At 54.2% G+C, this 10264-nt stretch carries 8 protein-coding genes; all 8 read right to left on the bottom strand.

The features are described from left to right. On the bottom strand, positions 1-254 hold a 254-nt coding region (locus B3Y70_RS15185; RefSeq protein ID WP_288590036.1), incomplete at its 3' end, for a DUF4124 domain-containing protein. Positions 255-391: 137 nt separating this feature from the next. Beyond that, positions 392-1573, bottom strand: a complete 1182-nt coding sequence (locus B3Y70_RS15180) for a hypothetical protein (RefSeq protein WP_288590034.1) — start codon at positions 1571-1573, stop codon at positions 392-394. After that, a complete protein-coding gene (locus B3Y70_RS15175) occupies positions 1557-2549 on the bottom strand; it encodes a hypothetical protein (protein ID WP_278350954.1) in 993 nt (330 codons plus the stop codon). Before B3Y70_RS15175 ends, B3Y70_RS15180 begins: the two co-directional genes overlap by 17 nt. A gap of 172 nt (positions 2550-2721) precedes the next feature. Continuing rightward, a complete protein-coding gene (locus B3Y70_RS15170) occupies positions 2722-3333 on the bottom strand; it encodes a hypothetical protein (protein ID WP_288590032.1) in 612 nt (203 codons plus the stop codon). A gap of 113 nt (positions 3334-3446) precedes the next feature. Then, positions 3447-4760 (bottom strand): hypothetical protein, encoded by a 1314-nt coding sequence (locus B3Y70_RS15165; protein WP_278350952.1) that lies wholly within the window; start codon positions 4758-4760, stop codon positions 3447-3449. Between the two features lie 2 nt (positions 4761-4762). Next, on the bottom strand, positions 4763-8209 hold the full coding sequence (locus B3Y70_RS15160) for a toxin VasX (RefSeq protein WP_288590031.1): 3447 nt from the start codon (positions 8207-8209) through the stop codon (positions 4763-4765). Continuing rightward, the gene (locus tag B3Y70_RS15155) at positions 8202-9131 is read right to left on the bottom strand and encodes a DUF4123 domain-containing protein (RefSeq protein WP_278350950.1); all 930 of its coding nucleotides are present in this window, start codon (positions 9129-9131) and stop codon (positions 8202-8204) included. The genes B3Y70_RS15160 and B3Y70_RS15155 overlap by 8 nt, the downstream gene beginning before the upstream one ends. After that, the coding region (locus B3Y70_RS15150; RefSeq protein ID WP_288590030.1) for a type VI secretion system Vgr family protein at positions 9124-10264 on the bottom strand (1141 nt) is incomplete at its 5' end. The genes B3Y70_RS15155 and B3Y70_RS15150, both read right to left, overlap by 8 nt.

Here is a 10264-nt window from a genome sequence, read left to right as displayed (position 1 = left end):
TCTTTGGCCTGACGCTCCTCCCGCTCCTTCTGTTGCTGTTCCAGGAACTCCGTCATTTTCTGCTGCCGGTCACGGGCTGTGGCATCAGCCTGGGCCGGCGCTGCATTGACGCGCACCTCCTTGGAACTGGCCTTCGCCGGGGGGCGATCGCCGAAATGGGTCTGACCGTTGGCATCTGTCCACTGATAGACGGCAGCGTGAGAAAACGGACCAAGGGATAGCAGAAATAAAGAGATGAGAAGCTTGCGTATCATAACTGAATTCCTTTTCGAATAATGCTTTGGACAACTTTCGAAGGAGTAGTCTACCCGATGATGGATTTGGGAACTTTGACCGGGTAGTCACAAGCGCCGTCCTACCTGGTTGGCCATGGCCGCCCCCGGTTCACAAGTCAGGACGCATAACTCAGCTTTTCCGCCATCAGGTCGGGCCTGCGTGTGGTATCGATGATGGAGACATCGGTAAACATGTCGTCCACTTTCTGCTTGAAGGTTTTATCATCCATATCCCGCCAGTAACGTGACGGACGGCCCGTCGCCTGGTCGTGCTCTGCGGTGGTCGGGTCAAGGTGTCGATACTGCTCCAGTAAGGGCAGTTCCGGCAGCGGCCTGGTAATGTCCATGTAGTTCTGGATGAAATCCCAGTAGGCGTAACACATGGTGGGGCTGCCATGGGCGCCGAGAAGATCGCCAACGGTAACATCAAGTTTGCTGTATCGGTGAGAGAGCATCAGATCAAACAAACTACCGAAACGGTCCACCCTCGCACAGCACCAGGCATCGAACTCGTAGAAAGGTTTTTCAACCACTACCGGAGGCTTTCTGGGAAGAAAAGGAAACTTTTTCGGGTATTGCCAGACCTTGATCATGCCGGTGCGACGGTTGAATTCCCATTCGGGGCCTCGGCCATTCCGTAAAAGCCATGTCGGGAAGAGGCGGAAGACCAGATCTGCGATCAAAATGAGAATCCAGCCACCTCCCAGCATGATAAATTCAAATAAACCAAGACTTTGTATGTACTCGGAATAGTTTCTACTAATGGACGTGAACAACGGCGATATCAAAATCAATGTTATCAAATATCCGGGAGAAACAATGTATGCCCAAATCTTACCCGCAATACTCATCATGTCGAAAAAGCGCGCCTGAAAAGCCAATGGTGCATGCCGGAAGCACTCATGATTATTCTCAACGTGAAGTCCGTACTTCTCTGCCAGATCCTCTTTTTTCTCCAGTCGCCGCAACTTCTTGGGCGGGTCTCTTGAAATAAAGGTGGGCGGCATTACTTCTCGGGTATTACCCCACGGCAAACGTAAGCTGGCTGAGCGATCTAATCCGGTTCGGTTTAGTTCCTGAGTTTGATTGCTTTGCTCGGGAATCGCGTCAGGGCGATAAGCATAGGAGCAGTAATAACTCGTCAAGGTGGAACCCGCGAGTTTGCTACGGCCTTTGAATCCGGGCTCAGAGACATTAAATTCCTCCCGGGGTGAGTGTAGGCTCATATCCATATAGTTCTTGTTGCGCAACGTGATACGCAGGCTTGGAAACCGCCACTTACTAATCTGAAGGAACACTCCGGATGGGCTCTTTCTTCAATCCGGATTTTGCTCGACGCTGACGAGATTGTCGTGAACCACGGCCATAGGCCAACATATCTTCCGGCGTCATGTGCGCATATCGCACTTTCCTGGCCATCAAGTTTGGGCGTTGTTCGGTGTTGATGCGCAGAACCCGACCAAGCATCTCGTCCTCTTTTTGTTGGAAGGTTTTGTCATCCATGTCCCGCCAATAACGTTCCGGACGGCCCGCCTCTCTATCATGTTCGGCGGTCACAGGATCCTTGTGTCGATGGGGCTCCAGCACTGGGAATTCAGGTAATGGCTGCGTCACATCCATATAGTTTTGGAGGAAATCCCAGAGTGCGTAGCATGGACGAGGAGATTGGTGCCAACCTAACAGGATGTCTCCGATATGAACCTTGAGCTTGCTGTATCGGTGACACAAGATGAAGTCAAACCTGGGCCCATACTGTGTCGCACCGCCGGCCACCCAGCCATCAAATTCATAAAACGGAGTCTCAGTGACGGTCTCCTGATAGTTCCAGAACAACGGAATTCTGCGTCTATAGTGCCAAATACGAACCACTCCCGTTCGACGGTTAAGTTCCCATTCAGGACCGCGCCCGGCTTTCACGCACCAACGAGGAAAGAATGTAAAAGCGACGGTGGAGGATAGCCACATAGCTGCTGGTATGCCGCTCAAGGCAATGATAAACGGCCAAACATCGTTTAGGGCGGCCACAAAAGATGAATCAGTGAGGTAAATATGCATCAGGTAAGTAACAAGCCCAAGAGGTAAACTCACCCAAAAGAACGCTTTTCCGTAAAGCTCAAACGCGTTAACCACTTTTGATCGGAAAGCTAAAGGTGCATAGCAAATACTCTCATGATCCAGCTGTCCCTGGTCACCAGCTTCAGCAAGCAGATCTTCTCTCTCTTCAATTCTCCGAAGAGCCTCTGGTCGCCAACGAGCAAATAGGTTTGACGGCATCAAATCCTGCGTGGTACCCCAAGGCAGTCTAAAGCCAGCCGAGCGACCCGGCGTCGAGTGATTCGAATTCTGTTGCTGAACGGGCTGGTCAGGAATCGACTGCGGACGATAGGCTGCAGGTCCATAGTATTGATCCGAATTGTTTGTTGAATCCGCTCCGCAATTCAAAATATCAAGCCTGCTTGTTTACCAAGACTGAACATGTATCGATTGACGGATCCCCCTGACCAATTGACCCGACCTGATCCGATGGCCACCGAACAAATTGCCCGCCCTCTTTCGCCACGCAAAGTTGCTCAAAAATCTCATTGTAGTCGCCCTCGTAGTTGTAAAGGTTGGTGGCAACAATGCCACCATCCCTGCGCTGTTTCGATATGAATCTGCCAGGCTTCGGGAGACGGTAATTGTGTCCGTCCTTCAAATAGATAATCAGTAGCGCAGATCGGGCGCCCTGCGAACTGGAACGCTTTTCCAGTTTAAGTTGAGCAATATCCCGCCAGGCGATTTCCTTTAACGGGCAGTCATCGACTCGCAAGAATTGAGGAGTCACTTCAACCATGTGATTGATGTTTCCGAAATCCAGCCGCAGATACCCCCAAAAAACAAAGCTCGTGAAGATAATAAAGATGATTGCCGGTACGACTGATGAGGTATCCAGGTAAAACCAGTAGGCGAGACCGCAGATCGTAGCGAACAGCAGTCCAGCCGTTTGGTACATTAATGCCCGGTCTTTCCGGTACACGTCATGTCTAACAACGGGAAGCTTGGTATACGTCGAATGCATGTTGGTCAATCCATTAACCAGGTAAGTGCTTGACAGTTTCAGTCAGCGCGCCGCCTTCATCTGATAACAATCGGTTCCCGCATCCGACAGCAGCCCATTAATCAATAAGACAATCAGGCTCGGAAACGACCTGTCCTTCGCTTTAGTGGCTGTTTTCCCTCGCGCCCCGCCTGCCATTCAGACACTGGTCCCATCTGGGTAAACTTCAGGCCACGCTCGTAAGCACGAGTGAGTTGCTGATTCAGACGCTGTAGTGCCTCGGATGGCTTGGCCCATTGCTCTTTTGGCAAAGGCGCGGACCAGGCTTTCAGTTCCTCGGGCAGGCTCTTCAGGGCCAGGGTCTTGATGCGGCGTTCGGTGATGATGTGAGCCAGGTAACGCTGGAAGAACCAGTCGCCCACCTTCTTGCTCAGCCAGGGCAACAGGGACATCTCTTTGCGGGCTTGTCTGCACTTGGCTTTGTAGTGGGCCAGGGTTTCGTCCTCTTTCGGATCCGGGCAGGCCTCGGGGCCGTTTTCCATAAACTGGCGAATACACTCCCACTGGGCCAGGCCGGCTGCTTCATGGCCGACGTTGATGCTGGCAGCGGCCAGGGCCGATTCCGGATCGTTGGGTTTCGGAATCGCCAGGGTGAGCACTGTGTGTGTAGCCATCAGGCCGGGGCCGATGTCCTGGCGGGTTTCGATGTAGGCGACCAGTTTCTCCCACGGGTAGATTTCGTAGACGAGTTTGGGGTCGTGTTTTTTCTTCAAGCGGAGGGCGAAGAAGAGGTAGGTGCCGATAACTAAAAGCTCTATTGCAAGCACAGCCAAGGCCCACATTATTATCGTATTGCGATACTCTTTTGTCGCATCCTCCAACATAAATGGCGCAAAAACAGCGACAATGGTGAATACAACCGTCACATAAGCCCATCCTTCTGCACTTTCATTCCAAAATGGCAGTTTGTATTCCTTTCCTCCCGTCCAGCGCGGCATGGCCACTTCCCGGCGATGCCGGTTCAGTCTCACCGGAGGCGTTTCTTTCACGGCTTTGTTACCCAGGAAATGCATGTAAAGACCCCAAGGGACCGTGATTAACATGTTCATCCCCCCCACAACACTGTACGGAATCCATGTCATTTGCCCATCCTGGAGATAGGCATCAACTGTGATAGCCGTAGCGAACAGCATCATTAAGATAAATAGGCTTAAAAACATCAACGCAAATTCGGCCCCAAACAACAGGTTGCCATGCTGCAAATCCAGCCAGCCCTCGGTTTTCCGTCGAATCCAAGCATTGACGTCTACCGCCCTTTCACCTGTCGTTGCCGGCTCCGGACTCAGAGCCAGTAACCGACCATCTTTAGTGGTTCGGCGCGCTCCGACTTCCCAGTCGGGCTCAGGCGATGTTTGAGTTGATGATGGGCTTTCGTTAGCTTTGGTCATAGTCAGGACTTAATGGGGTAGTTTACCGGGGCATGGTAGTTGATGATCAACGGGGTCAATCGAGTGTCGGGCCCATCCAGCGGTGTTATCGGCTGCCACTCTTTCGTTTCGTTAGCGCCTACCATCGGTAAATTACCCTGCTCGTGCAAGGTCAGCTTGTAATGGTACGCCTCGTCTGTCTCTGGCAACCAGTTGGGGGAGTTTGCAGCCTTGTAGCGAAAAGCCAAATAGAATCCATCGACCGCATCCAGGTCAGCTCCGGTCAGGGACAATTCAAGGGCAACGCCCGCCGCGCCCATGCTATTAGTAGTAATGGCCTGATTCCAGTAGTCGTGGTCTGGCTCCCAAGCCGTCCCTTCCTGCCGCAGGATCGCCCATTCCATGTTATCCGCTTCCAGCAAACTCAGTCCCGGTAATTCGATCCGGAATGCGCAGTAGCTCGTGCGCCCATCCAGAGCAGCCTGTTCCGCCTTCACCAACAAGTTTGGCCGGTAGATGGCCTTGGCCAGTTCGTGGCGTTGCTGATCCGTATCCCAACCTTTAGCGTCATTGCCCCAGGTACTCTGCTCACACCAGCGCTGCACGTCCGTTCGCTTGAAATAACTTTTTACCCAGTTACCAATACAGACTAGGGCGGTGCCTATCCACAGGTAAACGTTCAACCCCCGGAACAAACCACCGGCCAGTGACAACATCCCCCGATTGACCGATTTCCAAGTGATGTCCGCAGAGGTCTTGCGGAGGACGTGATAGATGCCGGCTGATCCGGTTCGAGCCATTCGCCAGCTTCCCACAGTGAGCAATGTATCGCCAGCAAGAGTAATTCCACTCCCAACACGAACACCGTTATCGCTCTTGGGACTAATTAATTCAAGAAATTGCTTGGCGCCATCGGCTAGCGCTGAAAAGAACCCAGCCCAAGCGGCAATCGTGCCGCCCCATACATTCACCCGGGCCAACCGCATCAGAACCTCATCCGCCTGGGAGATGGCCTGGTAGTAATAATTCAGGCGGGCACTGCCGACGATCGTCAAAATACTGGCAGCCGCCCCGATTGTACCCGTTACGCCACCAAACATAGGCAGGAAGTTGTCGAAGGTTTTATCTTTTTGCCATTTACTAAACGCATCCCAAGCGCCAACTGCCCCAACCAATCCCATAAACGACACCAATCCCATGCCGCCAATGCGTTTTGGCAGATCCAACTTGTCCTGCCCAGGGGTCAGTATGCCCCGACCATAATCCATCATGCGGGTAAGCCCACCCCGCTCTCTCAAGCGCTTCAGTTCATCAACTTCAGATTGCACGGCACGGCCGTAGGCGGTCCTGGTCAACCCAGCAATCAGGAGAGCTCCGCTGTGGTTATCCCCCTCAACCGGGGACGTATCCATTAGTTGAAAACCTCGCTCACGGAGCTGATTGGTCAGATCTTGCTTTTGAGCTCGGATGGCTCGGATCTGTTCGTCGTACTCTCGTTTATATCGGCGACGGTCTCGGGTACTGGCCTCGCTATGCCGCTGCTGAAGGCGGTTTTCCTGCTCCAAAACCTCCTCACGCAATTTGGCCAGCCGTTCGATTTCCTTCACGAGAGATTCATGCCTGGTAAGGCTGTCAGCATCGGCAATCTCCAGATCAATCTGGTACAGCCTCTGGTTCTCGAAGACGTGGGCCCGCAGGCCAGGATCCATGCGCTCAAACACTTGCCTTAGACGGCCATGCAAATCGGCGGCATCCGCCGCTTGAACCAACTCGAATACCGCCAATCGCCCGGCAATGTTGAGCTGGGCCAAATGGTGGCTGAGTTGTGCGGCAGCGCCCTCTGAAAGAGATGGAAATTGCAAATGAGGGCTCCGCTCAACCAGCTGAACCCATTCCTTGTATGCCGCCGGAGCTTGCTTGGCGTCCATAATGGATTTCAGGCCGTCAATTACATCTTTTAACGTGCCGGGGATGATCTCGGGTTTCAGATCCAGCGAGATCAGATGCTGATGCCCGATCTCCTCAAAGTAGAATTGCTTCAGGAATGAAAAATCACCCGATGCTTGTGCCCACTCCGTGAGCACTGCAATCAGACCGTTGTCCATCTTCAGCAACGCCATGTAGCTGTCTTCCCTGTTCCGGTCATACAGATGACCATGAAGGTAGAAAGTGGCCAACAAAGATTGGATATCCGTGACTATCCGTCGTTTCTCTTCGGAGAATTTCGACAGGTGTTGCTGAGCCTGTTCCAGATAGGCATTCATGTCATCAAGCTTGACCAGATCCGAAATACCTTGCTCGCCACCAAAATCGGAGCCGTCAACAAGGTTGGACTGATAGTCCGACATGGACTCGACGATACTGAACAATTCGCGCTGCGACAGTCCCATGTCTGTTGCCAGCGCGTCAGCTGCGTTACGCACTCTGGTGACCCGCTCATGGTCGGACGGCATATAGCTATAGGTGCTGGGGCCGGCGACTTTTCGGGCGCTTTGCTGATACTCCGGGAAGTCTTCGATCAGTTCCTTCAACTGGACATGTTGGTCGCGGCTCCCCACAGCAACTTTTTCAAACAATGCCTTGGCATCTTCATCTTCGACCTGCTCCGAAAACGCGCGGGCCAACTCAGCGACTCGGTCGTCATCCAATCGAATCAGATCGCTGATGAAGCGCGCAGGATAGTATTTCGCGTCCTCTGCCTCTAACCATGCGTTATGGTTGGTATCCACAATGGCCCAGGCATCCAACAGGTCGTCAATGTGGCCCATAAAATCATCAACCACGAGATACGCATGGTCCAGATCATAAGCCGCCAATCGATGGGCGAACGGCTCAGAGCCGGTATCCAGCGTATTTTGGGTCCAGTACCAGGAGGGTAAATGGGTTTTCCCATCCATGGGCACGGTTTGAGTGTCCGGGTGGGTCAGTAGCGATTCCAGACTTGCCTGGCTCAACAACTGGGGCTTGCCGTTGATGGGGCAGTAACCCGACAAGCTCACTCGCTGCATCACCTGTTTACGGTAATCTTCCCAGCGAATAAGCATGCTGCACTTTTTCGCGGTCAGCTGAGTGGCCGAGAAAAACAAATCGACATGCCCACGGCGCGGCACCACGATAGCCGGTGTATCGGGGATTCCTGTACGCTGATCCTGAGAGGCTTCATTACCTTGCCATAAACGCTTGGTGACCGCGCCGCCGTCTTTGACTTCGTATTCATGCAGAATGTCAGGCGCATCCGAATGGAACAGGTAGAGGTAGCCATCCCGTATCTGGCGAATGCCAATCGGCTGAAATTCGAGGTTGAACCGCGGCTCCAATGAGGGGTGTTCCGCCGCCTCATCGGCATAAGCGTATCGTACCGGGATCAACTGAATATCCGCACGGGTCAAAGGGCAGGCGCCTTGAGCCGTGGTGCTTGCCAGGCTTGCGCGGTCGGCGGCTGCTATGGGGTTAGTAAGTTGCTTACCCATGAATCGGCTCTCCTTGCACTTGGGTTCCAGCAGAGGACATGGCGATCATCGCCGCTTCTCTGGCCTGGGCTTCTGCGGCCGTTCCTGGCCACCGATGAAAAAGGTCATAAATGCCAGGGGCTGCTGTATCCCATAGCGACAGCTCTCCCAGATAACCGTATACGGTACACCAGTGGAGCAAGGCCTGTAGCGATTCATAGCCATTGGCCAACGCCTGCTCCATGATGGTCCGAATATCCTTTATCAAAGCCTGCCTTAGGTTTGACGCCACTCTACTCGGGAAATAGGTCTCAAGGTGCTGCATCAATTTGACCAACGTTGCGCGTCGATCAGTGTCCGTTAAACCGCTGAGGGTGAGTTCTCCCAGTCGAAATGACGCACTACTCTCCACGTTCCGTCCAACGCCAACCTCCGGTAACCAGTCCGGGCGTATCTGAAGGTGCCAGCCATCCCATAAGGCGTCCGGGAGTTTTACCGCAGTATACGGAGACCAGTATTCGGGCACCCCACCATCACCGGAAGAAGCCAGCAGGACCCTTGCGACGGTGGGGTCGGCGAACCGCAACATGACGTTGTAGCCCAAGGGGTGGCGTACCGTGACAAACCGGCGTAGATGATCAGCTAACGCGTCCAACGATTCATCGCTGGCGATCGCGTAACCCCACTCTTGTGCTTTGCCTTCCAGAGACAGTTGTTCCAACAACGGGTGGCCCCGTTCGGTACGCACCAGCAACGGTGCAACATCGCGAATCGATGCCCATTCAGTGCCATCAAACAGATTGCGATAGTCCGGAGTGTCAACAAGCTCGTACAGCCAGCGTTCCGCCTCTGCGCGTTTGCTGCCATCAATCAGGACATAATTGAAATGCATGTCCTGAAGCTGAGCGCTGGTTTGTGAAGGTGCGTCGAAAACATCAAACATCGGACCCATCTCCCGATGTGCTCTCTCCTGACTGGCAAACAGAGGTCAGGGCTTTGCCTTCCTGCAGCGCGCGAATCTGGGCATCCGGTTGCGCATTGGTTCTCTGGCCGACCGTGGCCAGCGCAGCAGGCTCGGTATACGCACCACCGGCATCCACCAACCCCGGTATCTCCGGCACCTGCACCTTCTGCCCACTGCCTTTCCCTGCAGCCCCACCGGCGTTCATCTTGATACTTGCGCCTCCCATGGCCACGCCGCTGGGATCGATCTTCACGAAACTGCCACCGGCTTTCAGAGTGATTTCGGCGCCGGCTTCGATGACGGCTTTCTGGCCGGCTTTGATGTGCAGCTCGGTACCGGAATTACTGAGCCAGGCGGTGCCGGCTTTCAGGTGCAGAGTACCGGTGACATTGAAGCTGTGGTCTTTGCCGGTTTGCTCGCGCTTTTCGCCATCCACGGTGTGATGGCGGTTGCCTTTGGTGTGGCTGAAGCGGTTGTTCTCCACCGTCAGGTGGCTGTCGTTCTTGATGACTTCCGTGCGGTTGTGTTCGGTGAGCAGGTCCAGGTCTTTCTGGGCGTGCACGTAGATCTGTTCTTCGCCCGCTTCGTCTTCAAAGCGTAGCTCGTTGCTGCCCTCACCCTTGTGGGTTTTGGTCTTCAGGGTGGTGCGGGTTTTGTGCTCCGGCAGCGCGTACGGCGGTGTGTTGGTGGCGTGATAGGTTCTTCCGGTGATGATGGGCTGGTCCGGGTCGCCGTCCAGAAAGCTGACGATGACCTCGTGGCCGATTCTGGGCAGGGCCATGAAGCCGTATTGGCCGCCGGCCCAGCCCTGGGCCACGCGCAACCAGGCGCTGCTGTGTTCGTCGTTCTTTGAGTATCTATCCCACGGGAATCGTACTTTCACCCGGCCGTACTGGTCGCAGTGGATTTCTTCCCCGTCCGGGCCAGTGACCAGAGCCATCTGGGGGCCGTCCATCACGGGTTTGTGATTACACAGGGGGCGCCAGGTTTTGTCGGCCGGGATGGCGCTGAAGGTGTTGTGATAGCGGGTGGGCTCGCTGCCACCCTCTTCTTCCAGAGCCTGGGGCTGTTTGCCGGTGTGGGTGATGGCGGTGAGCAGCCATTCCCGGTTC

The organism is Marinobacter sp. UBA5687, assembly GCF_002420325.1.
Taxonomy (GTDB): domain Bacteria; phylum Pseudomonadota; class Gammaproteobacteria; order Pseudomonadales; family Oleiphilaceae; genus Marinobacter; species Marinobacter nauticus.
The sequence above is the reverse complement of the archived record's forward strand: the minus strand, read 5'-3'. Positions and strand labels throughout refer to the sequence as shown.

Bases quoted from the DNA above. Each gene is read 5' to 3' on its own strand.
- B3Y70_RS15175 (WP_278350954.1), bottom strand. From the start codon at position 2,549: ATGCCGTCAAACCTATTTGCTCGTTGGCGACCAGAGGCTCTTCGGAGA.
- B3Y70_RS15170 (WP_288590032.1), bottom strand. From the start codon at position 3,333: ATGCATTCGACGTATACCAAGCTTCCCGTTGTTAGACATGACGTGTAC.
- B3Y70_RS15155 (WP_278350950.1), bottom strand. From the start codon at position 9,131: ATGTTTGATGTTTTCGACGCACCTTCACAAACCAGCGCTCAGCTTCAG.
- B3Y70_RS15160 (WP_288590031.1), bottom strand. From the start codon at position 8,209: ATGGGTAAGCAACTTACTAACCCCATAGCAGCCGCCGACCGCGCAAGC.
- B3Y70_RS15165 (WP_278350952.1), bottom strand. From the start codon at position 4,760: ATGACCAAAGCTAACGAAAGCCCATCATCAACTCAAACATCGCCTGAG.